Source organism: Nonlabens spongiae (assembly GCF_002117125.1).
Classification (GTDB): Bacteria; Bacteroidota; Bacteroidia; order Flavobacteriales; family Flavobacteriaceae; genus Nonlabens; species Nonlabens spongiae.
The window spans coordinates 396,709-420,829 of sequence record NZ_CP019344.1 but is presented as its reverse complement, the minus strand read 5'-3'; the positions used below and the strand labels follow the sequence as shown (position 1 = coordinate 420,829).

Genomic DNA, 24,121 nt, shown 5'->3' with positions numbered 1-24,121 from the left:
TGCGCCACACAAACAAATTTATGAAGTTATGTATGAGTTTATCTACACCTCCGTTTTCACAAGTGAATTTGGATTTAATATGATCTTATTGTCTCTTGGCAATATAGTCATTGAAGTATTTCTAATTATAAAAACCCTTTTCTTTAGTTTTTTAGGTTTTGTCTTTTTGGTTATGCTTACCTATTGCATCCTTAATGATACGAAAAGAAAAAATGTTAATCGGGAAATCATCAAACTAATAAAAGCTATAAGAGGAACTGGTTGAGACATAGACCACGCCATAAAATTATCACTATCCAAACTTCCATCCCAATCGATAACGTCTGGATTTAATACAATTGTCCCACGCCGCACGCTTTTACCATGTCGCGCGCTTTTGCAAAGCGTGCGAGGGCAAACAACAAAAAAAAGACCAGCAAATGCTGATCTCTTTTCAATATCAAATTTGCTTAAATCAATCGGTAGAGACTTTATCAAGAGCTTCCCCTATCAAAGTATCACCATCCAAAATTTCAAAGGTTTGTTTATTTGCTACATCATCACTTAATGCTCTGGTGAGTGTTTGAGCGACATTGGCACGACTTATTTCTCCCATTTCGCCAAGATTCTTGTCCAACTTGATTTTGTTGGTCAATTCTTCATTTGTCAAAGAACCTGGACGTACAATACTGTAATTAAGACCGCTATTTTTTAGGTATTCATCAGCGTTGTGTTTTGCTTTGAGATATTCCTTGAGATCATCGGCCTGTTCAGGATTATCAGCTCCCATAGAACTCAACATCACAAATTTGCGTATGTTGTTTGTTTTGGAAGCATCAACCAATTTCTTAGCACCTTCTCGGTCTACTTCTACCACCTTTTTACCTCCAGATCCAGCGGCAAAAAGAACTTTATCAATGGGCTTACTACCTTGAAATGCTGGGGTAACATCATCCTCTAGATCGGCGAGGACACAATCGACTTGTTTTGCTTGAAATTCGGCTTTCTGTTCTTCCTTACGCACCATAGCGATAGGATTATAATATTGTGATTTGCTCAAAAAATCCACGACTTGTCTTCCTGTAGTACCTGTGGCACCTGCTACTAAAATATTTTCCATGCTTAAAAATAGGTATAGCTAGTCTAGCAAGGCGTTTACTTCAATTTCATTTAACTTGATTTTCAAGAGACTTTAGCTAAGTCAAGCATTACTGATGAAATCCTTAACAGGTGACTAAGTAAAATTTCTTGTTTACATTTAGGCATAAATAATTTTCTATGCTGACCAAAGTTTATGGAAGCGCCGTTTTTGGCGTGGAAGCAACAACCATAACTGTCGAAGTGAATAGCGCAACGGGAATAGGTTATCACCTCGTAGGGCTTCCCGATAAAGCTATAAGCGAAAGTTCCTACCGTATCACCGCCGCACTTTCAAATGTGGGCTATAAAATGCCGGGTAAAAAGTTAATAATTAACCTCTCCCCAGCTGATCTACGCAAGGAAGGCAGTGCATACGATTTACCACTAGCTCTCGGTATACTCAACGCCAGCGGACAAATCTCTACAGATGAGTTTGATAAATACATCATCATGGGTGAACTGTCGCTTGATGGGACTTTGCAACCCATAAAAGGTGCGTTACCCATTGCCATCAAGGCTCGCGAAGAAGGCTTTAAGGGTTTTATCCTTCCAGCTCAAAATGCCAGAGAGGCAGCTATTGTCAACGACTTAGACGTCTACGGCGCAGAAAATATTGAAGAGGTTATCAACTTCTTCAAAGGTGATGCTGAATTAGAACCAACAGTAGTCGATACTCGTGATGAGTTTTTTCAAGCTCTGGAACATCCAGAATTTGACTTCGCCGATGTTAAAGGACAGGATTCTATCAAGCGCTGTATGGAAATTGCAGCCGCTGGCGGTCACAATATTATTTTAATCGGCCCGCCGGGAGCCGGAAAAACCATGCTCGCCAAAAGACTGCCTTCCATTCTACCTCCCATGACGCTTCACGAGGCGCTGGAAACCACAAAAATCCATAGTGTTGCCGGTCGCACGCAAGAAAAATCGGGCTTGATGGCGCAGCGGCCATTCCGCAGCCCGCATCATACGATAAGCGATGTCGCGCTTGTAGGTGGTGGAGCCTACCCGCAACCCGGCGAGATTTCGCTCAGTCATAATGGTGTTCTTTTCTTGGACGAGTTACCCGAATTCAAGCGCACAGTACTTGAGGTGATGCGCCAACCGCTGGAAGATCGCGAGGTCACCATTTCGCGCGCCAAATTTACCGTCACATATCCCAGCAGTTTTATGCTGGTCGCCAGTATGAATCCCAGCCCGGGAGGCTATTTCAACGATCCCAATGCTCCCGTGCAAAGCAGCCCAGCCGAGATGCAGCGCTACCTCAGTAAAATATCCGGGCCACTACTCGACCGCATTGATATTCACATCGAGGTAACACCCGTTCCCTTTGAAAAATTGACTGACGACCAGCGAGCAGAGCGCTCTACAGAAATTAGAAAACGGGTTACTGCGGCTAGGGATATTCAGACGGCACGCTTTTCCGCCGCGGCGGATAAGAACGCAGTTCGAACCCACTACAATGCTCAAATGTCTACTAAAGACATTAGAAAATACTGTGTACTCGACGACGCCAGCAAAGAAATGCTGAAAAACGCCATGGAAAGACTCAACCTAAGTGCGCGCGCCTACGACCGCATTCTCAAAGTTGCCCGCACCATCGCCGACCTAGAAGCAACCGAAGACATCAACGGCACCCACATCGCTGAAGCCATACAGTACCGCAGCCTAGATCGTGATGGGTGGCTGGGGTAGAGAAGTTGATCCCGATAGCTATCGGCACGAAGTTGAACTTGGAGTTGAAGTCGAAGCTGAAATTAAAGTTGAAGTTAATATAATTCGACCTGTCACTCTGAACGCGAGGCACGAGCGATTCAGAGTCTCCACAAATGGCTGTAATGCATTAACCTCGCGATGCAAATAAATAAATGCTGGATTGCGCCCATCATAATAGAAATTTTTCTGTCACTCTGAACGCGAGGCACGAGCGATTCAGAGTCTCAATAAGTAACCTCGAAATCCTATCCGACTTCCCGATTAGGCAGATTCTGAATCGTCGCAAGGCTCCGTTCAGAATGACAACAGAGTAAATTAAAACAACTTAAAATTACCAGTCTCATTCATTTCAGGAGCAGCATTTTGAGGTTTTTTTATAGAAAATCGCGAAAAATATTAAATAATAAAGTCTTGTTAAAAAAGGCAAAAAAAAAAAAAACGCTACTAAATGATTGTATATTTAAGGAATAACCAAATAAAATATTATGAAAAAAATCTTGTCATTAATCGGGATAATTCTGATCGCAGCATCTTGTGAACGTGATAATGCTGATTCAAATGAGTCACAAATCTTCGAAAGAAATTTGGAACTCAAATCTGTAATGAACTCAAAAATAGGCAAAATTGATAGCGATGGTGCTATTCACTTGACCGCCACGGATGCTTCAATTAGAATAGAGGCGCAAAAATTTCTTAGGAAAGGTGATGAAAAAGCTTCGCTAGTTGAATATCATGTAGAAGACATTGACGGTAAATCGTATTTGAGATGGAGTGGAGATAACAACAAAGTGGCCACCGTTGCTCTGAATGTTAATCCTCAGAATGGCGATGTTTCTTTAGGTGAGACAGTATGTGAATCCACGAGATGTGCTAGCGGCGGCGGTTGCGTACCTGATGGTCAGTATTGCACCGAATGTAGACCTTATGGGCCGAGTGGTGTTAAAGGGGATTGTAAGAGAACCACTACTGGAGGTAATGAGGATCCTAGCCTTGATCCATAGGATCTCTATTTCCTGAGCAATTTAATCTTAAAAACTCTTTCAGTTTGAATTAACTGAAAGAGTTTTTATTTTACGATCATCTCGATTCCCATGATAAATGTTTATTTTATTAAAATATTTACAAGCGATATAAAAAACTTTTTTCTACTTTAAAACAACTTAAAATTCCCGGTCTCATCCACTTCTGGATCAGTATCGGTAGAACTTGAACTTGAATCTGAACTTTGAGCTTTCTGATCTTGAGATTGTGATGATAATACCTCTTCATCTTTCACCTCAACTTCTGCAGCTGGTGTAGTTTCTTCAGGTTCATAAGGTAACGGCTCTAATAGATTGATCTGCTTGATCTTGCTTTTGGTTAGCATGTTTCCTTGGGCTCCTATTCCCTTTACAGCAATAAACTCTTCAAGATCAATCTCTTCGTTAGGCGGTTGCTCCTTACCACGTGGCTTCACGTGTACCAGCTCAGCAACAGGACGATAATCAGTTGAAATGACTTCTAGATAGCTGTCTGGGTGATCGTAAATGAATTCTTCCTCACGTTCTTCGTTTTCAATCAAGAATCGCTTGATATAGAACAATTCGCGTTCTCCATGATAATAGATCGCCGTTATGGGTTTTTTGGGAATCCATTTTTCCAAAACGATCATATCGTCATCAAACCGAGCGGTAACTTCTGGTATGATGGTTTTTGCGATTCCTTTCTGATTAATGATCAGCAATCGATCCTCACCACGGAACTCGCCCAGCAACTCTCCCCTACCATCTACATTCAAACGTTGCACCGTATCATCAAACCAAATCTTACGAGGTTTAAGTGTAGAAACACCTTCCTCTTTCAGATCAACACGTTTGATGTTGTATTTAGTAACCAAATTTCCTTTAGTTGCCCGACCTTTAATTTTGATCTCGCTAAAGTCAAGATCCCACTTCAGTTTTTTGATACTTCCCTGCTGGCGTAAATTGATGGTCACCACTTCTGCCTCTCCATTAGGATTAGCACTGAAATAATGGACTTGGGTGGACTTACTGCCGTAGCCTACGCTGTATTCTTTATCGCGAGTAATGCTGGTTACCGCAAAACGCTTTACGTAACTCGGTGCGCTTTTACCGTCGCGGTAGATTAAATTGTAAATAGTACGCTTGTCCTTTTTCTTAAATACCGCTACGTGAATGATGTTTTTACCCACGAAGGTCTTTGAATCAACTTTGGTGACCATCATGGTGCCATCTTTCGTGAAAACGATAATATCATCGATATCTGCACAGTCACAGACGTACTCATCACGCTTGAGCGAGGTACCTATAAAGCCTTCTGCGCGGTTCACGTAGAGCTTTGTGTTGCGTATCACCACTTTTGTGGCTACGATATCTTCAAAATTCTTGAGCTCCGTTTTGCGTTCTTTACCAGTACCATAATCTTTTTTAAGCTTGGTAAAATAATCGATGGCATATTCCACGAGGTGTTCCAGGTGGTGTTTAAGCTCTGCAATACGGTCTTCAAGCGCCTCAATTTTTTGCTGTGCTTTGTCAATATCAAATTTTGAAATGCGCTTAATGCGTATCTCGGTCAATCGTACAATATCATCCTCTGTAACTGCCCGTTTTAAGTGTTGAATATGTGGTTTCAAACCTTTATCAATTGCAGATAGTACTCCTTCCCAAGTTTCTTCTTCCTCGATGTCGCGATAGATGCGATTCTCGATAAATATGCGCTCGAGCGATGCAAAATGCCACTGCTCTTCTACTTCTCCCAAAAGAATCTCCAGCTCTTTTTTGAGCAATTCCACCGTGTGATCAGCACTGCGGCGCAACATTTCTGAAACTCCTATAAAAAGTGGTTTGTTGTCCTCAATCACACACCCCAAAGGCGAGATGCTCACCTCACAGTTAGTAAACGCATATAATGCATCCATGGTTTTGTCTGGTGAGAGGCCAGCTGGCAAATGGATGACAATCTCGACCTCTGCAGCGGTGTTGTCTTCGATCTTCTTGATTTTGATCTTACCCTTGTCGTTTGCCTTTAAAATACTGTCGATAAGCGAACTCGTCGTCGTAGAAAAAGGGATCTCGGTGATGACAATCGTATTCTTTTCAGGCGAATGCATCTTTGCACGCACGCGCACCTTGCCACCACGGTTCCCATCTTTATAATCTGAAATGTCAGCCTCGCCACCCGTTGGAAAATCTGGATAGAGTTTGAATCGCTTTCCTTTAAGGTGCTTGATACTGGCATCGATCAACTCGATAAAGTTGTGAGGCAGTACTTTGGTACTTAAACCTACCGCGATACCCTCTGCTCCTTGAGCGAGTAAGAGTGGGAATTTTACCGGTAAATTAATCGGTTCCTTGCGGCGACCGTCATAGCTGGCCTGCCATTCTGTAATCTTTGGGTTGTAAAGGACTTCAAGGCCGAACTTGGATATACGCGCTTCGATATAACGAGAAGCGGCAGCAGGATCTCCCGTAAAAATATTACCCCAGTTCCCCTGCATGTCGATCAGCAAATCCTTCTGACCCAATTGTACCATTGCGTCGCTTATGCTCGCATCTCCGTGGGGGTGATACTGCATGGCATGACCTACAATATTGGCCACCTTGTTATAACGCCCATCATCCAGATCCTTCATGGACTGCATGATACGACGCTGCACCGGTTTAAAGCCATCTTCAATCGCAGGAACGGCACGCTCGAGAATTACGTAACTCGCATAATCCAGAAACCATTCTTTATACATTCCCGTGACACGAGTAATCGTCTCCGTGGGTTGTTCTTCCTGGCCGCTATTGATATGTTCTAAATCGTCGTTGTGTTCGTTCATGGATTATCCTTCAGGATTTGAGTCCTTGTCAAGTGGTTATGAACCACTATAGTTATTGAGTGGTTACGCTTTCGCGAAAGCGCAAATCCCAACAAAGCGAAAATATAGTGTAAAGCCTTTATAAATCAATGAATAACTAAGCTAGTTATCACCAGAAATATTAACGAAGTTACTTGCTACAATAGAAAGTCTGAACACCTAAATTAAATAGAAATAGCAATTTTAATAATTGTTCCTTCAGACCTCAACCGCAACAAATAAATCCCAGATTTTAGAACAGTAGCATCAATCTGGTTCTTTACACTACAACCTGAATGCACCAGTTGACCACTTAGCGCAAAGATTTGAAATTCTTGGTCTTCATTACTCGAGGAAAGGTTTATGATTCCATCACGAACATAAATTGACATATTATCTATCAATTCATTTTCGTTAGACAACGTGGTGAGAATCTGCCCAAAATCAGGAACTCCATATCCAATCTGATTATCTGGCGTAGCCGCCTGACTGGCTGATTGTCGTACCAAATCGTAAATCTGCAGCGGCGTCAAATCTGGAAAAGCCTGCATCAAGCAAGCTATCGCACCGCTAATCAGGGGAGCGCTAAACGAGGTTCCATTACCCGTAGTTACCGACCCATTCTCATCGATCAAGGCGGTTGCAGTTCCCTGCGCCACAATATCTGGAGCTATTCTCCCGTCAAAAGTGGGTCCCACACTAGAAAATACAGATCGCTGCATAGAAGCATCTACAGATCCTATGCATAGACTACCCAGCGCATCAGCAGGTGCGGCGATATAAGGATGAACCGTGCTTCTACCACTATTTCCCGCGCTCGTAACCACGACCATTCCTTTTTCAAAGGCAACGTTTGCTCCTCGAGAGATAAAACTAGTCATTCCATCCATGTCTTGGTAGGTCAAATTTTCTGCAGGATTATCAAAGCCTAAATAGCCCAACGAAACATTAATTACATCTACACCCAAAGAGTCGGCACGTTCCGCAGCGGCTACCCAGTAAGCTAATTCTGCTGGCGTTTCTTGCGCGCTTTCTTCTGTTCTGAACAAATAATAGGAGGCGTCTGGCGCTGTTCCCTGAAACTGAAAAGATTCCAGTCCTGCCATAACGCTTAAAACTCTAGTTCCATGAATGTTATCTCCATAATAGCTATTGTCGCGCTCTACAAAATCACGCCCGCCTAAAATGCGGCCATTATTTATTAAATGACTGAAACCTGCATTATTTGGAATTCCCGGAAATCCAGAATCCGTTACCGCGATGAACACATTATCTCCCTTAAAACCAGCATTATGCAATTGGTCTAAATCAATCATTTCGATCTGATTCCGAGCACTGCCGTAATTTTGATTTTGGGTATTAAGTTCAGCATATTTATCCCAAGAACCTTCCACACGCGGATTCAACAAAGGATCAGCAAATTCAACTCGATCAACAAATGCAAGAGACTCGAGTGCTTCCACATCTAATTGTGAGCCAATGACATGCACACAATTGAACCATTTTGATTGTGCCTTGTAAGTAATGCCAATGCTGTTTTTCACTTGATTAACATAGCTCTGGTTCAAGGGCACATCGCGCTGGTCAATTACAATATTATGCCTAGCCTTACGAACCAGCGCTCTCTGGGTAAGAATAGTCGATGGATTTGCCAGTGAGGTTGAGACGTTGGGTTTATCAGCAAAGTATACCCATGCATGTAATTGCTGACCAAAAGACAGTTGAGCAAACAGCAACCAAAACAAGACAATACATATCCTCATGCCAGAAAAGTTACGAAATAACTCCTGAACCCAAACATTCATCACCCTCGTACCATGCCACAAACTGACCAGGAGCGATCGCACTCTGTTTTTCATCAAATAGCACAAAAAGACCATCTTCGGTCATAAAAAGTCTAGCCGGTTCCAATTGCTGACGGTAGCGTATGCGCGCCATCACTGGCTTACTCTCTCCTACTGCCAGCTTCAAATCTTCCCTGATCCAGTGAATTTCATCTGCTGCAACTCGTAAACCGTGTCTGTATAATCCAGAATGCGATTTTCCCTGACCAGTATAAATAATGTTTTCATTGACATCCGTATCGATCACAAAAAGGGGCTCTGGTGTTCCTCCCACGGCGAGTCCCTTACGCTGTCCACGGGTGAAGTAATGTGCTCCTTGATGTTTGCCGACTACTTTTCCATCGGTTTTTTGATAGGTACGCTTTCGCGAAAGCGAGATCAATTCATCCCTACTGAATTCTTCTTGCTCCACACTTACTTCTGAAGATCTGGCATCGCTAATTGAAGCGTCTATCTCTATTATTTCTCCAGGTTTAGGTTGGAGTTTTTGCTGCAGAAAATCCGGAAGACGCACTTTACCGATAAAACATAAACCTTGCGAATCTTTCTTACCAGCAGTGATCAGATCCTGTTCTGCGGCGATGGCACGCACTTCGCTTTTTTGCAGATGGCCTATGGGAAAAAGGGTTTTGGCAAGTTGTGCTTGAGAAACCTGACAAAGAAAATAACTCTGATCTTTATTAGGATCTGCTCCAGCCTTTAATTGAAATACCTCCTTGCCATTTGCCATAGAAGAATCTTTTTGACAGTAATGGCCGGTGGCCACATAATCAGCTCCCAAATCCATCGCGATATCTAGAAAAACATCAAACTTGATCTCTCGATTACAAAGTACATCAGGATTAGGCGTACGACCTCGCTCATACTCATCAAACATATAATCAACGATGCGCTCTTTATACATCTCGCTTAAATCCACCGTTTGAAATGGAATTCCCAACTTATCTGCCACCAGCATGGCATCGTTAGAATCTTCCAGCCAGGGACATTCATCGCTAATGGTTACAGAATCGTCGTGCCAGTTCTTCATAAAAAGCCCGATCACCTCATGTCCTTGCTCCTTTAAAAGATATGCAGAAACACTGCTGTCCACTCCACCTGATAATCCTACTACTACTCTTGCCATGCTGCAAAAATAGTTGGTTTGAAAATGAGATAGACATGATTCATGATCGCTTTTCTCAATGGACAAAATTTATTCCCAATGGCGCTGACCTGAAGCCAGTAGAGATTGCTGGTCTAGCCTTTTAACTGTTAGTTTAATAATAGCTGTGAACCTGAGGCGTATTTTTATCAAAAATTTTAAGCAATGAAAAACCTAAGAAAACTTACAACTGCGGTGCTGATTTTACTGACCGCAACTTTTCTCACATCTTGTGATGATGACGATGACAATGCTGTAGCATCAGAAAATACAGCTTATGATTTTCTAGAAAACAATCCTAATTATAGTAGTCTGAAAGCAGCGGTTGATGCAGCGGGACTGCGATCTACATTAGAAGGAAATGGTGATTTCACCATTTTTGCACCTGATAATGATGCGTTTGAAGCCTTTATTAATAATAGTGACGAATTTGACGAGCTGGCTCAAGTGCCCATCACAACATTACAATCCTTGTTATTATATCATATTTTAGGCACTGAAATCACGAGCAGTGCTTTTGCTAACGGCTATATAAAAACGGCAGCAAATAATGGTAGCAATTCACTTGATGCATACATCAGCGCAGATAATACAACAATAAATGGAGTGGCTCTTGATGCCACTGCTCTGGATATAGAAGTCGATAACGGAGTAATTCATGCTGTCCAAGGTGTACTTCCTATGCCTACCGTAGCTGATTTAGCAGCATACAATCCCGATTTCTCTAACTTGGTAACCGCGTTGAGTCGAGAAAATCTCGTAGAGGCCTTATCCACAGCTGACGTAAATGCAACACCTCCATCGCCGTTTACCGTTTTTGCGCCGACAAACGATGCATTTCAAGCATTGATCGATGCTGATGCTAACGATAGTTTAAACGATATCAATGATGTTCTAGGTTTAAGCAACCTATCTGATATCCTATTATATCATGTGGTAGCCGGAGATGAGGTACGTTCAGATGAGTTATCAGATAATTTAACTGTAGATCCTATAACTACAGGAACTTTTACAGTAAACATCACTGGAGGCGCGACTATAACCGATGGTTTTGCAACCACAACTAACATTGTAGTAACTGATGTAACTGGTACAAACGGTGTCGTACACGCGATAGATTTTGTATTGCGTCCTATGTAATTGTAGAGTGATAGAAATACCTTAAGTTAAAGCTGCTTCGCGATTGAAGCGGCTTTTTTATTAATATTGGGTGACACTCCGAAATTGTATTAGATAACACCCCCAAACCCCTTCAAGGGGGCTTTTGATAATTGATGTATACTGAGCGATAGAAACTGCTTCCCTTGAGGAAAGGCTGGGACGGGTGAAATATAGTTTACACTTGTGATTCTTTTTGGAAATCGTTCGCAGCAATTCCTTCCATCAATTGATCTATTTTTGCAACCAAATTCATCAAGTTGCTCAGATTATTCAGCTTTTTACTAATATTTCTCCCTCTATTTTGCTACAGTCAAGATCAGTCTGAGCAGAATTCTAGCAAATCTGAATACATAGGAGTCGTTTTCGGCAAGGCGAGTCAAAAGACATTTCCCTTCACCAGCAACGGGTACATATATTCTTCCACGCAAATTAAATTTCAATACAATCGGCAATTGTGGAACTGGGGAAAATGGGATGCCCATATTTTAATTGAGCCTGGCTTTTATAGGGTAGACCATCAGTTGATCAATTTTTATTTCATCACTCCAGATGATCCAAATTACCTTGAAAGAAGAGAACGTTTTCAAATGCCACGTACTTTTAACGAGTATGCTTTGAATGCTGGCCTACGCGTATCTAGATCCCTATTTGAAAGACTAGATTTTTACGGATTACTTAGTTCAGGCCCTATGTATTCCGAACAATCCACCGAACGATTAAAAGGCGGCTTTGCCTTCTCAAATATTCTAGGAGCTGGTTTTCAATATGAATTCGCCCAAAACTGGCGCCTAGATGCTAGAGCCATTATTAGACATACCTCAAATGCTGGATTGAGAAGACCCAATTCGGGACACAACAGCTTCGGTGGGGAGGCTGGTATAGTTTATGTTATCAATTAAATATCCATGTTGACCATTATTATGAAAAATATCCTGCTGACTTTATCGATCGGAATTTTGTTAGCTGGCTGCGTTGATAAAAATGGCGAATTAGAAAATAGTCAATCCAATAATTTCGATGCATCGGACAACAACAAAAGTGCCGAATTAGGTTATATCGACGAATGGAATAGCATCGAATTAGCTCATACTAATGATGAATACGGTGAATGGGGTGGTGATTCCGAAATAATTCAAATTTACTCTGATGGAAAGGTATATTATGCAAATTATGCTAAGTACTTGGGAGAACCTGGTCCACCAGAACAACCGAAAGAAGATGAAGAAGTGAAAGTCTGGTATGAATACAAAAAGTTGGAACGTAAGATAGATAGTGTTGAATTGACAACCGAACAGTTACTATTGATTAAAGATGCCATTTATCATCTCGCCAAAGAGAAAATTACAAAAAGCTCGATGCCCACTCACGGTGGAATTGTAAATAGCGTTGTTTCAAAAGATTCAACTCTTATAATAGATGATTATCCTTCGGATGAATGGGAGCCATTCCATAAATTGAAAAGGACAATAACCGAATAATAACTCTGGGCAACACGGGCTATACGCAGTTGCTCGGATTCTTTCCCATCCGAGAATTTCTGCGAGACTTTCTACATCTTGGGTATATTTAGGAAGAAAACGCTAAGATTTGGACCTGCGCAAAGCAGCAAACCGATCAATTCCCCACCTCACTAATAAACTTCAATCGATACAAACGGAGCTCCTCCTCCTCATAATCACCATCAAACTCATCAAATGCCTCACTAATTTTATCGGTTTCAGATTCAAGGAAGTATTCGTGAAGTTCTTCTTGCTGGTCATCATCGAGCATTTCATCTACTTGATAACCTATGTTGAGTTTAGTACCACTATAAACAATGCTTTCCAACTCGTCTATAAGCTGATCCATTTCAAGACCTTTGGCACTTGCCATGTCCTCAAAACTCAACTTGCGATCTATACTGGTAATAAAATACAATTTATTACCACTCTTGGAACCTGTACTCTTTATAACCAAATCATCGGGACGTGTAATATCGTTGTCCTCAACATACTTGGCAATTAGGTCTACGAAATCTTTTCCATATTTACGGGCTTTTCCTTCACCTACTCCATGAATATTCACCATTTCTTCCATCGTAATGGGATATTTGGTTGCCATATCGTCTAGCGATGGATCTTGAAAAACCACATAAGGTGGCACCTGTTTTTTGGACGCGACTTTTTTACGCAGATCTTTCAAATATTTAACCAGTTGTGCGTCCACGGCTCCTCCTTTGCTCGCCGCCACACCAGCACTGTCGCCTTCATGATAGCTATGATCCTCAGTCATCATGAAACTTTTGCCTATCTTGACAAATTCACGACCACCTTCCAAGACCTTTAAAACACCGTAAGTTTCGATATCCTTTTTAAGAAAACGAGCAACGATGACTTGTCTCACAAGCGCAGTCCAGTACTCTTTTTCCTTATCCTTTCCGCTACCAAAATAATCGTGTTGATCCAGTTTGTGACTGGAAATCATCGCATTGCTCTTACCCATAAGAATATTGACAATGTCTTTTGATTTATAGCGCTCACCCGCATCATCTACCAGTTTGATCAACTTCTTGACATCATCACCGGCTTCTTTTTGAGGCTTTGGATTGCGCATATTATCATCCATATCACCACCTTCACCGGTAGCTGGATCAAATTCTTCTCCAAAATAATGAAGAATATACTGGCGACGGCTCATGCTGCTCTCGGCATAACCCACCATTTCCTGTAGCAATGCGTGTCCTATTTCCTGCTCCGCGATAGGCTTACCGCTCATGAACTTTTCTAATTTCTCGATGTCCTTGTAAGAGTAATAAGCTAGACAGTGACCTTCACCACCATCACGACCGGCTCGACCGGTTTCTTGATAATAGGATTCAATACTTTTAGGTATATCATGGTGGATCACAAAGCGCACATCAGGCTTATCGATTCCCATACCGAAGGCGATCGTAGCCACTACGACATCTACATCTTCCATGAGAAACATGTCTTGATGCTTAGCACGGGTTTTAGAGTCCAATCCAGCATGATAAGGAACCGCTTTGATCCCATTTACTTGTAAAACTTGGGCTAGTTCTTCTACACGCTTGCGTGATAGACAGTAAACAATCCCAGACTTACCTTCATTTTGTTTGATAAAACGCGTAATGTCTGAATCTACTTGAGCCGTTTTGGGTCGCACCTCATAAAAAAGATTAGGTCTATTAAAGGACGCTTTATAACTTGTAGCGTTAGGAATCTGCAGGTTTTTCATGATGTCCTCCTGCACCTTAGGTGTAGCAGTCGCCGTGAGCCCTATAATAGGTATATCTTTTCCTATGCGATCTATGATCTTACGCAAATTGCGGTATTCTGGCCTGAAGTCATGCCCCCACTCGCTTATACAGTGTGCCTCGTCTACAGCAAGAAAAGAGATGTCCTGCTCTTTTAAGAACTCGACATATTCATCCTTAGTAAGCGATTCTGGTGCTACATAAAGCAGTTTGGTAACGCCGTTTTCTATATCGCTTTTGACTTGAGTAATCTCAGTTTTGGTAAGCGAGCTGTTTAAAACATGCGCCACACCATCGTTATCTGAGACACCTCTTATAGCATCTACCTGATTTTTCATCAGGGCGATAAGTGGGGATACCACGATCGCGGTACCAGGTTGCATCAATGCAGGCAACTGGTAGCAAAGTGACTTACCACCACCGGTAGGCATGATTACAAAAACATCTTCTTTATTGAGGAGGGATTTTATGACGCTCTTTTGTAGTCCTCTAAACTGGTCAAAACCAAAAAATTTCTTTAGAGATTCTTCTAGCGCAACTTCAGTATGTGCCATAATGGCTGTAGGGTTTTTAACTATCTTTGTAAGCTAAATTTACGATATAATTTCGTTATCACAAATTCTAAAATAGCGCCCACTTTGCAAGACGAGCAGCAAATCCTCTCCGTAGCCCGACGTACCGTAGAAATAGAACAAAAAGCCATAAAAGGTTTACTGGATAGTTTAGATTCCGCTTTCGCGAAAGCGGTACAACACGTGCACTTATCAAAAGGTAGAGTCATCATCACTGGAATAGGCAAAAGTGCCATTATCGCCCAAAAAATCGTGGCTACCCTCAATAGTACGGGAACACCTGCTGTTTTTATGCATGCCGCTGACGCTATTCACGGTGATCTGGGAAACATACAGCGAGACGATGTGGTCATTTGTATCTCAAAAAGCGGTACCACTCCAGAAATTAAAGTGCTTGTACCACTCATCAAGAATTTTGAAAATAAATTGATCGCCATTACCAGTAATAAGGACTCTTTCTTAGGGCAAGAAGCAGATTTTATTCTCTACGCGCCTATTGAAGAAGAAGCCTGTCCCAATGGTCTGGCTCCTACTACGAGCACCACCGCACAGCTTGTCATAGGTGATGCATTTGCGATTTGCCTGTTAGAATTAAAAGGTTTTACAGACCAAGATTTTGCTCGCTACCATCCTGGTGGGGCTTTAGGCAAGAGATTGTATTTGAGAGTGAGTGACCTCACTGCTATAAATGCACGACCTCAAGTTCATAAACTGTCTACGCTCAGGGAAGTAATCATCAATATTTCTGAAAACCGCCTGGGAATGACGGTAGTGACTGAAAACGAAAAAGTGATAGGAATCATAACTGACGGTGACTTAAGGCGTATGTTGACTACTAATAAAGACATTGATTCACTTACGGCTAAAGATATCATGACCTCAGGGCCCAAAACGATTGATAATGATGCCATGGCGGTTGAGGCGCGTGAGATCCTTGAGGAATACAACATCACACAGCTGGTAGCTCTAGAAGATGATAAATATGCAGGTGTGGTCCACATTCATGATTTAATAAGAGAAGGAATCGTTTAATTATGGCACGAGTTAGGAAGGATCCCAACAATATGTCATTCTTGGATCATCTTGAGGAATTGAGATGGTGCTTGATCCGCGCTATTCTAGGAATTGTCGCAGGAGCAATTCTTGCAGCATTTTTTACCGATTTTATTTTTGATACTATCATCTTTGGTCCTAAGCGCGCCGACTTTGTGACCTATGAGTTTTTCTGCAAGATGGGACGATTTATAGGTGTGGAAAGTGATTTTTGTGATCCTACTTTTCAATTTAAGGTTCAGCAGCGTGAAATGTCAGATCAGTTTTCTACGCACATCTGGACTTCTATACTTGTAGGATTTGTAATCGCATTTCCTTGGGTTCTGTGGCAAATCTGGAGGTTTGTATCTCCTGGATTGCGCAGCAGTGAGCGCAAGTACAGTAGCGGCTTTATAATCGTTTGTAGTTTATTATTCTTCTTGGGAGTTGTATTTGGCTACTACATTATAGCACCGTTATCCATTCATTTTATGGTCACCTATGATTTGAGTAAAGAGATATCCGTTGAGCCCAGCCTGTCAAGTTATATAGCTTATGTACGGGCGAGTATATTAGCCAGTGGATTACTATTTGAGCTTCCCATCATTATTTATTTTCTAACCAAAATAGGTCTTGCCACGCCCAAAGGCCTGCGTAAGAACAGAAAATTTGCTCTGGTGATCGTTTTGATCGTGGCAGCGGTCATTACCCCACCAGATGTAGCCAGCCAAATCATCGTTGCTATCCCAGTACTAATTCTTTATGAGATCAGTATTTGGATCTCAGCGTACGTATTGAAAAAACAAGAAAAAAGAAAAATTACAGCAAACGCATGAGTAATCTCGTAGAAGAATTCAACTCGTATCGCGCAAGAATGAACGACGCGATACTTGAGGATAACAATAAAATCCTGAAACGCATATTCAATCTCGACACAAATGCCTTTACTGAAGGCGCCCTGGACAAGAAAACCAAAGAACTCTTAGGACTGGTCGCCAGTACTGTTTTAAGATGTGACGACTGTGTCAAATACCACCTGGAGGCGAGCCACAAAGCTGGATTAAAAAAAGAGGAGGTCGTGGAAGCCCTTTCTATCGCTACGCTTGTAGGTGGAACCATCGTGATTCCTCACCTGCGCCGAGCTTATGAGTACTGGGATGCGGTGGAGAAGAGTAATGAAGAATAATGGCTCTAGAACTTGTTTTATTGGAGACAAAAAGGTGTCGATCAGTCGTAAACGAGAGTTATCTACAGTGAGAATAGGGTTTGATAGATTTATTGAAAAAAATATCAATACGGAAATATCCCAGAAATGAAATAATTCTCTTAAAGATCTACATTGGTAAGTTTATTTTAGAAAAAATCAGTAGTTATTGATAAGCCTAATTGATAGATGATATGAAGCTAATTCCATTCGGAAAATATAAAGATCAGCCCATAGAAATTCTGATAAATGACCCTGAATATAGAAATTGGTTATTAGCACAGAGTTGGTTCGCTCAGAAGTTTCCTGATTTGAAATTAATCATAATAAACAATTTCAAGGAGACAAATGAAACACCTGAACATAACAAGCTGCAAGGAGATTTTCTAGACGACAAATTTTGTATCGCCTTTCTCAAAAATATTAGTCCAACATTATTCGAGAATCCTGCACGGATTCCTGACAGGAACTGGAGTTTTAAATTTGGAGAAAAAATCACGAGCTTAAGAATATCGACACGCTCCTTTGAAAATGCTGGAATTGACGTTTTATTGAGTTTCAAGATAGTATTTGATCAAACTATGGATTTATTTGAAGACGGAATGTTCAATTATTTAGGAAGTGATGAGTATGAAACAAAACCTATTAGAATTGAAATCAAACCTACGGTGAGTGATGATTATCCAGCTGTTTTAAGACAAATGAAAGCATCTGGTGCCAACATATTGTACTTGGTGGAATACACAGGTATCGGAATTACTGAAGAAATGTTTGTTAAATACTTTGCAAATGAACGAATTAAGGTTGTATTCGAAGAAAATTTAAAAGTCCAGAAATAGCTTTGATTCTTCCCTGCTGAATTAATTCGAAAATAGTTTCCAAAGTTTAAAATCCAAGGTTGATTAAAAGCAAAAATCCGTGTTCTCGTATCGGGAAATCAATTTTAGGATTATTAATTCGATTTAGTAAAACAAAATTGAGAATTTCATGAAGTCACTCAAATTACCAACCTGAGAACCGTCAACTATAAACAAACAACTCAACAATATGCACATCGTACTTGTAGAACCTGAAATTCATACTAATACCGGTAACATAGGCAGGCTGTCACTGGCATCTGGTTGCAGCTTGCACTTGATCAAGCCCTTTGGGTTTGAATTGACTGATGCCAGACTTAAACGCGCTGGGTTAGATTACTGGCAGCACATCGATCTGTACATCTACGAGAATTTTGAGGAGTTTGAAAAACTACATGCGGACAAGCCTAAGGTTTTTACGAGCAGCAAAGCAATAAAGAATTATACTGAGATTAGGTTTGAAGAAGAGACCATGATCATTTTTGGTAAGGAGTCTAAAGGCTTAGATTCTGCTATCACCGATAAATACACAGAAGATCTTTATAACATCCCGATGCGCAGCGATAAAATCAGAAGTATCAATCTGGCAAACAGCGTTGCAATAGTTGTCTATGAAGGGTTAAGGCAATTAAACATCTCCTAAATTAAAGATGCCCGATCTGAAAAGAATCAGATCAGGCATCCCAACTAACCAACCAAAAAACTATTACTCTCTATCTACGAACAAAAACTTGTTTTAGTTTTTGAACAACTGTTAAATTTTCTTTACTTCTTTAATCACCACTGGACCTAGCTCATACTCAGCTTCAAGAAGCTCTTTTTTAAGCTCTTCGGCTTCGTCATCCATACCGTTTGCCCTATAAATCATCGCAGTATGCATTTGAGCAACAGGTTCAAAAGTTTTACCGATCACGTAGGATTTATGGTTTTCCAAAGCCTCTTCATTTTGCCCATTTTCTAATAAAGCTAAACCCAAAAGATCGTAGGTCTCAGGAGTCGCTCTATTCTCAATTTCCTTACGAGCAATTTCGAGGGATTTACTTTTTTCCTCATCAGATCCTGAAGCTAATTCTTCAATTAAATAGGCATTGTACATCTCGCCATATTCTGGACGGTTCACGCGGGTTATAAACTCACTCTTTAAAGCATCAGTGTCTTTTTCCTTTCCCATAAATTCCATCAGTTCTGCTTTTGATAGCAGATAGTCTGGTGATGGATGTCTTTCTTGTAGTTTATTAATGATTTGCAGTGCTTGTTCTGCCTGACCATCTTTTGAAAAAGCTACCCAACTAATTCCTTTAAGTGCATAAGTATTTCCTGGATCTATCTCAAGAGTCTTTAGATAATGGTCATAACTTTTTTCTACCTGACCGTCGTGGCCATAATAATCTGCGATGTTACTGTAACTCCACAACTTCCATCCGGTATTCCCGCTAGATTCAGCAAGTTTCAGAGCTTTTTCCATCGCTATGATGGTGTTGTCTAGTCTACCTATATAATCATTCCACTTCGCGGACCGGATAAGATAATTATAATCTGAATCGTTTTTTAGCTCGTCCAGTAATTTTTCTGCTTCATCATAACGGCCCAACTCCATCGCCACGTCAAAAAGCACATATTTGCTCTCCCTACTCGCATATTCTTGCGTGAAGGATTTCATCACACTATCAGCGTCTTTGAAACGGTGCTGCTTGATATAAGATTGTGCGAGCATGCGTTGCGCACCTTCTGGTTTGATGGCTGTTTTTTTTGTTACGCTTTCGCGAAAGCGTACTGACTCATTCAAATCCTCCACATTTGCCTTGAGGTCAAATCGTTCATCTAGTAGCGAAGCAACCTTTGCTAAGTCTAGAATATTGTTAGGTCGGTCATCAAGAACTTTTTTCAGACTATCAATTTCAGTATTGATCTCGCCGATTCTCTGAGATATATCATGATCAAGATGATCTTCAAAATCACTAAAGTTTACGATGGCGTTGTTATCTTTTATGCTAGTTGCAGCATCTTTACCAGAATCATTTTTGCAGCTGGCAAGGATTAAAAGAACAAGTAATAGAGATATTTTTTTCATAGGCAGGTATTAAAAAGCCGATCCTTTTTTTAAGAATCGGCTTAAATTTATAACTATCAAATTTTAAAATCTTGCAGCTGTTAAATAAGGAAAACTTGAGCTAGCTGCACCAGCTTCTACTCCTACATTGTCACTTACTAAATTAGTAGGTGAGGTAAAACGCATACCGTCATTACCACCAAAAAGCAAAATCAAAGACACATCAATTACGTCATCTTCCAGCGTACGACCTGTAAGCGGCACACCTGTATTTGGATTAAAGTAAGAAGTATCTGCATTAGGAGACACTTGTAGTACATCAATTGCTAGAACTGTTGTTAATGTAGGTAAATCCACACCCAAAATATTATTCTCATATTCAAGAGTTGTACCAGCTGTCTGACTGTAAGCCGCATAATAAGCCTCTATACGACTTTGAAAAGTAGGCTGAAAACTCAACTGATTTGCTGGTGTAGTAACGTTAAATTGATTCTCGTCAGCATCAGTAGGAGTAAAAACAGTATTGATACCGGGTCTACCCATTTGATCTTCTTGTGCAAACGTACCTGTAAAATCGGTATCTACACCGCCATCAGTTGCTACGTCATCATCATTATTACAGCTTACTGCCATTAGAGCAAATGCTGCTATTCCTATATATTTAAATATTTTCATTTCTATTTTTTTAAAAGTTGGTATTATCGTCTTTTTGTTTCTACCCAAACATTATAAGAGTCAGGAAGATTGAATGCTGGTAAACCAACAGCAGTTGCCAATTGATCTACTAGGTGGGTAGGTGCAGTTCCCAATAATGAGTTAGGCACTTCTACTACGATTGCATTAACGTTTGCACTTGCAAAATCATTATTTCCAGTTGTTCCAAAACCTTCAGCAGGTGCGTTCATGATCACGTTGTTGAATGCTTGAAAATCAAAGAAGAATGCATCCTGACGCTGGCCAGCAAATGCACGTACACCGCGATTCATCTCGCCACCTTCAGAGTTGATCTGTACACTACCCGTAAATTCATCAACATCTATAGTACTTGTAAGTTCAGTGGAAGTGTTTGTATAAGGCCCAAAGAAGTACATGCGGTCACCTTGTCTCAATGCCTGAATAACAAGATCTTGATTTACACCAGCAGAGGGCACACCGTTAGGAGTATCAACACCAGTGTTATCAATGTTAATTTCAATAAGCACGTCTTCATCAAAATTTGAAGCAGCATCACCAGCAGGCAGCGTTACTACAAAAACTGTGGAATCATCATCTTCTCCTTCAAAGGCATAAAAATCAGCGATGTCAGAAGTTGTACCAGCAACAGCCGGTGCGTCGAGGTGGTCTGCAGCGATAATAGTACCGGCGATGGCACACAAAGCTACACACGACCAGAGAGCAATTTTTTTCATTTGTAATTTGATTTAAGTATATTATTTATTCAAACTACGTAGTGGAAGCAGCTTTGGTTTGAAATAATTTGTTAAAGGCTTAATAATCCTAGGAATTTTAAGATTTAATTACAAATTATCAGCGGTTTATCCAATTTTTAAAATCTTTTACACGTTCTCTGCTTACGATGAGTTTGAACTCATCAAATGATTTAATCTTAACCTGTAAGCGGCTGTTTGTATAAGCAACGATATCTTGTATGGCATCTACATTTACGATCGCCTGCCGGCTTATGCGATAAAACTTTTGGGGTTCCAGCTCGTCTTCCAGAGCTTCAAGCTTGGAATCAATCAGGTAATTTCTCCCGTTTTCTATATTAAGGTATGTCCCCTTATTTTCAGAATAAAAAAGCTGGACCTCATCCACGGGAAACAGTTTAATGTGCTCACCTACTCTTGCGGTAAATCGCTTCTTGTATTGTTTATCCACGGGATTCTGAAGAAGTCTTGCGATACTTTCCAGGTCCAGTTGCTGAACGGTGGTTGTCGTTTTCTCGCTTTCGCGAAAGCGTGAACTAAATTTATCCATCGCTGCCTTAAGCTCCTCTTCATCAATGGGTTTGAGAAGGTAGTCGATACTGTTGAGTTTGAAGGCTTGCAGGGCGTACTCATCATAAGCCGTGGTAAAGATTATGGAACTGCTCACCTCTACATGATCAAAAATTTCAAAAGATAAGCCGTCACTCAATTGTATGTCCAGAAAAATAAGATCAGGGTGGTCGTTGTTCTTTAGGTATTCGATGCTATCGTTAACATTATGCAACACGGCTACGGGAGCTTGATCTATTTCAGTCACCATGCGCTGTAGGCGTCTCGCTGCAGGTTTCTCGTCTTCTATTATGATGCTACGCATTTTGATTTTCTTTTTGGATGATTTCCTTAAGCTTGCGGTCCTCCCAGTCCTTACCCCAGAAGTTGAAGATCTCAAACGTTACGATAGCATGAATAAGCACTCCTAATCCCCAGCCTGCATAACCTATCAAGAAACTATGGAATACAGCCTTAGATAATATCCAGCCTATGATCAAGGAGGGTATAGCAATCACGAGAAAAACTGTGAAGTGCGTGTAAAATGCTCTGAGTTGATGAATTCTCTCCTTTGCCTTTTTGTAGATTTCTTCTTGATTATTCATGGTATGGAAATTATAATTTATTGTTTTCCTTTTCTACGATCTCTTTGATCTTGCGCTCTTCCCAATCTTTAGATAGAAATGGATTCAAGTTAAATGTACCTATCGCATGACCTATGACCCCAAGTCCCCATCCCCCAAGCGGAAACAAAAACCAAGGAAACGCCCATTGATCTATAAAGTAGTTGAGATAGGCAATACCGGCATTGATCACAATATATATTAATAGGTGGTGGTAGAAACCTCTGATCTCCCCTACTTGTTCTTTGGCCGCCGTATAGCGTTCCTGATAAGTTGCCGTTATACCTTCAGAATTCTGTCTGATGTGTTCCTCAATCTTGCGCTCTTCCCACTGTCTTCCTAAAAACACATCCTGGTCAGTTGTACGTAGATAATTCATCAACAAGCCTATACTGATTCCTATAGCTGGAAAGATTGCCCAAGGAAAATCACTAGTGAAAAAATTGATCGTCACTAAAAATAGGATGATCGCTACAGATTTAAAGGCATTGTTATACAGACCCTTGAGCTCTTTAACCCGTTCACGTGCGTGAACCATTTTTACATCTTCTACTGAGTAATTTTCCATTGTGTTATGATTTTTTGATTTATTTATCTCGTCCTTATTAAGTATAGGAACCTGAACTTTATACTGATAATCTGTTTTCTCGATGGACATTTTACGATCAGTAAGCAATCCATATCTTGATGCGATATTTTGTAGTCCTACACCGCTACCCTTTTTGACTACAGACTTGGGCTGCAAATTATTTTCTACGACTAACTCACCTCCCGTTTCAAAGATTCTAATTTTCAGAGGCTTTGAATCACTTACGGTATTATGTTTGACGGCGTTTTCTAACAGTAACTGGAGTGATAGAGGCACAACCAGAGCGTCAGGATCCTGACTTTGTTCAGGGATTTCTATTTCTAGACTGTCTTCAAAGCGCATTTTCAATAAATGAACGTAGGTACGTGCAAAATTCAGTTCCTCATCTACCGCTACAGTTTCTTTATTACGTTGTTCCAAAACATATCGGTAAACTTTTGAGAGGGAAGTCGTGAATTTTGTAGCTGCCTTTGGGTTTTCTTCTATAAGTGATACCAGAACGTTTAAACTATTGAATAAAAAGTGAGGGTCTAGTTGATTTTTAAGTGCATCAAATTGGGCTTCAGCGCTTCTTGCTATCACCTTTTGCTCACTTACCTTTCTGGCTTGTAATTCCTTATAAAAGTAGATGGCATGAAAGATCACTGTAATAGCAAGAGTTATAAGGAGGCCTACCATATACCACTCATACTGCTGGTTATCCCAGAATGCTGATACTGTCTGATCATATATGATAACCGTGGTAATAAATAATAGCAGAAACAGTGTTATCATGGTAATGAATACAGATCCTATCGCTCCTATTATTAACCTTTTCATTCCGTCCCGCTCCCAGCTGTAGAACCTATCCATAAAATGGAAAAACCAGTTATTGACCAGCGTTAGAGAAAATGAAAACATGAGATTGATTCCGAAATTTATTAGAGTACTCTCCCAGCCGTCTTTATAATTCCCAAACAAGAAATTGATCAACGTGATTCCTACAGCAATGCCTATCGAGGCGTAGACTATTTCAAAAAATCTTTTAATTGTCATGGTTTTTCCTTGAAGTCTCTAAAATACATCTAATCTTGAGACGCTTCAAATATGCATTCAATAGGATGGTTAAGAGAAATGGTACTTACCCAACTGTAAAAAACAACA

General features: G+C 40.7%; 21 protein-coding genes. 10 read left to right on the top strand and 11 right to left on the bottom strand.

Going from position 1 to position 24,121, the window contains the following annotated elements; translation table 11 throughout:
• Positions 1-454: 454 nt before the first annotated feature.
• Positions 455-1,099, bottom strand: a complete 645-nt coding sequence (locus tag BST97_RS01950; RefSeq protein ID WP_085765660.1) for an SDR family oxidoreductase — start codon at positions 1,097-1,099, stop codon at positions 455-457.
• Between the two features lie 158 nt (positions 1,100-1,257).
• On the opposite strand from BST97_RS01950, the gene BST97_RS01945 reads away from it, so the two are divergent.
• Both BST97_RS01945 and BST97_RS01940 read left to right on the top strand, forming a co-directional pair.
• A complete protein-coding gene (locus BST97_RS01945) occupies positions 1,258-2,811 on the top strand; it encodes a YifB family Mg chelatase-like AAA ATPase (protein ID WP_085765659.1) in 1,554 nt (517 codons plus the stop codon).
• Between the two features lie 506 nt (positions 2,812-3,317).
• Positions 3,318-3,833, top strand: coding sequence for a hypothetical protein (locus tag BST97_RS01940; protein ID WP_085765658.1), 516 nt, complete (start codon positions 3,318-3,320; stop codon positions 3,831-3,833).
• Between the two features lie 149 nt (positions 3,834-3,982).
• Here the strand turns inward: BST97_RS01940 and BST97_RS01935 are convergent, their stop codons facing one another.
• The 3 genes from BST97_RS01935 to mnmA all read right to left on the bottom strand — a co-directional run bounded on the left by BST97_RS01935 (position 3,983) and on the right by mnmA (position 9,643).
• Entirely contained in the window at positions 3,983-6,655 is a 2,673-nt protein-coding gene (locus BST97_RS01935; protein WP_085765657.1) for a DNA gyrase/topoisomerase IV subunit A, read from the bottom strand.
• Between the two features lie 203 nt (positions 6,656-6,858).
• Positions 6,859-8,436 carry a S8 family serine peptidase gene (locus BST97_RS01930; RefSeq protein ID WP_085768118.1) on the bottom strand — a complete coding sequence of 526 codons (1,578 nt, stop codon included), beginning with the start codon at positions 8,434-8,436 and terminating at the stop codon, positions 6,859-6,861.
• Between the two features lie 10 nt (positions 8,437-8,446).
• Complete coding sequence (mnmA, locus tag BST97_RS01925) at positions 8,447-9,643, bottom strand: tRNA 2-thiouridine(34) synthase MnmA (RefSeq protein ID WP_085765656.1); 1,197 nt, start codon at positions 9,641-9,643, stop codon at positions 8,447-8,449.
• Positions 9,644-9,826: 183 nt separating this feature from the next.
• Between mnmA and BST97_RS01920 the strand changes: the two genes are divergently transcribed.
• The 3 genes from BST97_RS01920 to BST97_RS01910 all read left to right on the top strand — a co-directional run bounded on the left by BST97_RS01920 (position 9,827) and on the right by BST97_RS01910 (position 12,300).
• Positions 9,827-10,801, top strand: a complete 975-nt coding sequence (locus tag BST97_RS01920; protein ID WP_085765655.1) for a fasciclin domain-containing protein — start codon at positions 9,827-9,829, stop codon at positions 10,799-10,801.
• Positions 10,802-11,079: 278 nt separating this feature from the next.
• The gene (locus tag BST97_RS01915; RefSeq protein WP_169711516.1) at positions 11,080-11,721 is read left to right on the top strand and encodes an acyloxyacyl hydrolase; all 642 of its coding nucleotides are present in this window, start codon (positions 11,080-11,082) and stop codon (positions 11,719-11,721) included.
• A gap of 6 nt (positions 11,722-11,727) precedes the next feature.
• Positions 11,728-12,300 carry a hypothetical protein gene (locus tag BST97_RS01910; RefSeq protein WP_085765653.1) on the top strand — a complete coding sequence of 191 codons (573 nt, stop codon included), beginning with the start codon at positions 11,728-11,730 and terminating at the stop codon, positions 12,298-12,300.
• Between the two features lie 136 nt (positions 12,301-12,436).
• On the opposite strand, the gene recQ is transcribed toward BST97_RS01910, so the two are convergent.
• Positions 12,437-14,629 (bottom strand): DNA helicase RecQ, encoded by a 2,193-nt coding sequence (gene recQ, locus BST97_RS01905; RefSeq protein ID WP_085765652.1) that lies wholly within the window; start codon positions 14,627-14,629, stop codon positions 12,437-12,439.
• An 84-nt stretch (positions 14,630-14,713) separates the two neighbouring features.
• Between recQ and BST97_RS01900 the strand changes: the two genes are divergently transcribed.
• The 5 genes from BST97_RS01900 (at position 14,714) to BST97_RS01880 (ending at position 18,383) form a co-directional block, all read left to right on the top strand.
• The gene (locus BST97_RS01900) at positions 14,714-15,679 is read left to right on the top strand and encodes a KpsF/GutQ family sugar-phosphate isomerase (RefSeq protein ID WP_085765651.1); all 966 of its coding nucleotides are present in this window, start codon (positions 14,714-14,716) and stop codon (positions 15,677-15,679) included.
• Positions 15,680-15,681: 2 nt separating this feature from the next.
• Positions 15,682-16,515 carry a twin-arginine translocase subunit TatC gene (gene tatC, locus BST97_RS01895; protein WP_085765650.1) on the top strand — a complete coding sequence of 278 codons (834 nt, stop codon included), beginning with the start codon at positions 15,682-15,684 and terminating at the stop codon, positions 16,513-16,515.
• Entirely contained in the window at positions 16,512-16,865 is a 354-nt protein-coding gene (locus BST97_RS01890; RefSeq protein ID WP_085765649.1) for a carboxymuconolactone decarboxylase family protein, read from the top strand. Before tatC ends, BST97_RS01890 begins: the two co-directional genes overlap by 4 nt.
• 212 nt (positions 16,866-17,077) lie before the next feature.
• The gene (locus tag BST97_RS01885) at positions 17,078-17,722 is read left to right on the top strand and encodes a hypothetical protein (protein ID WP_157111385.1); all 645 of its coding nucleotides are present in this window, start codon (positions 17,078-17,080) and stop codon (positions 17,720-17,722) included.
• Positions 17,723-17,930: 208 nt separating this feature from the next.
• Entirely contained in the window at positions 17,931-18,383 is a 453-nt protein-coding gene (locus tag BST97_RS01880) for a tRNA (cytidine(34)-2'-O)-methyltransferase (protein ID WP_085765647.1), read from the top strand.
• Between the two features lie 111 nt (positions 18,384-18,494).
• Here BST97_RS01880 and BST97_RS01875 read toward each other — a convergent pair whose 3' ends face one another.
• From BST97_RS01875 to BST97_RS01850, 6 genes are all read right to left on the bottom strand, one after another.
• On the bottom strand, positions 18,495-19,811 hold the full coding sequence (locus tag BST97_RS01875; RefSeq protein ID WP_085765646.1) for a tetratricopeptide repeat protein: 1,317 nt from the start codon (positions 19,809-19,811) through the stop codon (positions 18,495-18,497).
• A 63-nt stretch (positions 19,812-19,874) separates the two neighbouring features.
• Positions 19,875-20,465, bottom strand: coding sequence for a DUF4331 family protein (locus tag BST97_RS01870; protein ID WP_085765645.1), 591 nt, complete (start codon positions 20,463-20,465; stop codon positions 19,875-19,877).
• 23 nt (positions 20,466-20,488) lie between these two features.
• Complete coding sequence (locus tag BST97_RS01865; protein ID WP_085765644.1) at positions 20,489-21,199, bottom strand: DUF4331 family protein; 711 nt, start codon at positions 21,197-21,199, stop codon at positions 20,489-20,491.
• Positions 21,200-21,317: 118 nt separating this feature from the next.
• Positions 21,318-22,091: a LytR/AlgR family response regulator transcription factor gene (locus BST97_RS01860; protein ID WP_085765643.1), complete on the bottom strand. Its 774-nt coding sequence runs from the start codon at positions 22,089-22,091 to the stop codon at positions 21,318-21,320.
• A complete protein-coding gene (locus tag BST97_RS01855; protein WP_085765642.1) occupies positions 22,084-22,371 on the bottom strand; it encodes a 2TM domain-containing protein in 288 nt (95 codons plus the stop codon). The genes BST97_RS01860 and BST97_RS01855 overlap by 8 nt, the downstream gene beginning before the upstream one ends.
• A 10-nt stretch (positions 22,372-22,381) precedes the next feature.
• The gene (locus BST97_RS01850; RefSeq protein ID WP_211277455.1) at positions 22,382-24,013 is read right to left on the bottom strand and encodes a 2TM domain-containing protein; all 1,632 of its coding nucleotides are present in this window, start codon (positions 24,011-24,013) and stop codon (positions 22,382-22,384) included.
• Between the last annotated feature and the right edge of the window lie 108 nt (positions 24,014-24,121).

Excerpts from the sequence above, each read along its gene's own strand:
- recQ (WP_085765652.1), bottom strand. The coding sequence starts at position 14,629 with ATGGCACATACTGAAGTTGCGCTAGAAGAATCTCTAAAGAAATTTTTT.
- BST97_RS01940 (WP_085765658.1), top strand. The coding sequence starts at position 3,318 with ATGAAAAAAATCTTGTCATTAATCGGGATAATTCTGATCGCAGCATCT.
- BST97_RS01945 (WP_085765659.1), top strand. The coding sequence starts at position 1,258 with ATGCTGACCAAAGTTTATGGAAGCGCCGTTTTTGGCGTGGAAGCAACA.
- BST97_RS01865 (WP_085765644.1), bottom strand. The coding sequence starts at position 21,199 with ATGAAAAAAATTGCTCTCTGGTCGTGTGTAGCTTTGTGTGCCATCGCC.
- BST97_RS01885 (WP_157111385.1), top strand. The coding sequence starts at position 17,078 with ATGAAGCTAATTCCATTCGGAAAATATAAAGATCAGCCCATAGAAATT.
- BST97_RS01950 (WP_085765660.1), bottom strand. The coding sequence starts at position 1,099 with ATGGAAAATATTTTAGTAGCAGGTGCCACAGGTACTACAGGAAGACAA.
- BST97_RS01870 (WP_085765645.1), bottom strand. The coding sequence starts at position 20,465 with ATGAAAATATTTAAATATATAGGAATAGCAGCATTTGCTCTAATGGCA.
- BST97_RS01875 (WP_085765646.1), bottom strand. The coding sequence starts at position 19,811 with ATGAAAAAAATATCTCTATTACTTGTTCTTTTAATCCTTGCCAGCTGC.
- BST97_RS01855 (WP_085765642.1), bottom strand. The coding sequence starts at position 22,371 with ATGAATAATCAAGAAGAAATCTACAAAAAGGCAAAGGAGAGAATTCAT.
- BST97_RS01880 (WP_085765647.1), top strand. The coding sequence starts at position 17,931 with ATGCACATCGTACTTGTAGAACCTGAAATTCATACTAATACCGGTAAC.
- BST97_RS01920 (WP_085765655.1), top strand. The coding sequence starts at position 9,827 with ATGAAAAACCTAAGAAAACTTACAACTGCGGTGCTGATTTTACTGACC.
- BST97_RS01850 (WP_211277455.1), bottom strand. The coding sequence starts at position 24,013 with ATGACAATTAAAAGATTTTTTGAAATAGTCTACGCCTCGATAGGCATT.
- BST97_RS01930 (WP_085768118.1), bottom strand. The coding sequence starts at position 8,436 with ATGAGGATATGTATTGTCTTGTTTTGGTTGCTGTTTGCTCAACTGTCT.
- BST97_RS01910 (WP_085765653.1), top strand. The coding sequence starts at position 11,728 with ATGTTGACCATTATTATGAAAAATATCCTGCTGACTTTATCGATCGGA.
- tatC (WP_085765650.1), top strand. The coding sequence starts at position 15,682 with ATGGCACGAGTTAGGAAGGATCCCAACAATATGTCATTCTTGGATCAT.
- BST97_RS01935 (WP_085765657.1), bottom strand. The coding sequence starts at position 6,655 with ATGAACGAACACAACGACGATTTAGAACATATCAATAGCGGCCAGGAA.
- mnmA (WP_085765656.1), bottom strand. The coding sequence starts at position 9,643 with ATGGCAAGAGTAGTAGTAGGATTATCAGGTGGAGTGGACAGCAGTGTT.
- BST97_RS01860 (WP_085765643.1), bottom strand. The coding sequence starts at position 22,091 with ATGCGTAGCATCATAATAGAAGACGAGAAACCTGCAGCGAGACGCCTA.
- BST97_RS01890 (WP_085765649.1), top strand. The coding sequence starts at position 16,512 with ATGAGTAATCTCGTAGAAGAATTCAACTCGTATCGCGCAAGAATGAAC.